The sequence below is a fragment of the Mycobacterium sp. E183 genome (assembly GCF_001667735.1).
In the GTDB taxonomy this organism is placed as follows: domain Bacteria; phylum Actinomycetota; class Actinomycetes; order Mycobacteriales; family Mycobacteriaceae; genus Mycobacterium.
This window is the reverse complement of the sequence record NZ_LZJN01000123.1, coordinates 1-607: the sequence shown is the minus strand read 5'-3', so window position 1 is coordinate 607 and position 607 is coordinate 1. Positions and strand designations below refer to the sequence as shown.

Below are 607 nucleotides of genomic sequence, written 5' to 3'. Positions count from 1 at the left end.
GGCACCGCGCAGCACCGCCAGGATCGCCACCGTGATGATCAGGCCGACGATCGGGTCGGCCAGCGGGTAGCCGAGCGCGACGCCGGCCGCCCCGAAAAGCACTGCGAGCGAGGTGAATCCGTCGGTGCGAGCGTGCAGGCCGTCGGCGACGAGGGCGGCCGAGCCGATCCGGCGGCCGGTGCGGATCCGGTAGACGGCGACGACCTCGTTGCCCGCGAAGCCGATGAGCCCGGCGGCGGCGACCCAACCCACGTGGCCGATGGCGACGGGGTGAATCAGCCGCAGGACGGCCTCGTAGCCGGCGACGATCGCCGACAGCGTGATCATGCCGATGACGAACAAGCCGGCGATGTCCTCGGCGCGGCCGTAGCCGTAGGTGTAGCGGCGGGTCGGCGCGCGGCGGCCCAACGAGAACGCGATCCAGAGCGGGACGGCCGTCAGCGCGTCCGAGAAGTTGTGGATGGTGTCGGCAAGCAGCGCGATCGATCCCGACAGGACGGCAATCACCACCTGCACGGCCGCGGTAGCGCCCAGTCCGACGAGGCTGATCTTGACCGCCCGGATGCCGATCGCGCTGGATTCCAGGGCGGTGTCCACGCTGTCGGCG

General features: G+C 71.3%; 1 protein-coding gene. It reads right to left on the bottom strand.

What is annotated here, in order from left to right; translation table 11 throughout:
• A partial coding sequence (locus A5691_RS12860; protein WP_156670248.1) for a cation diffusion facilitator family transporter occupies positions 1 to 607 on the bottom strand: 607 nt, incomplete at both ends.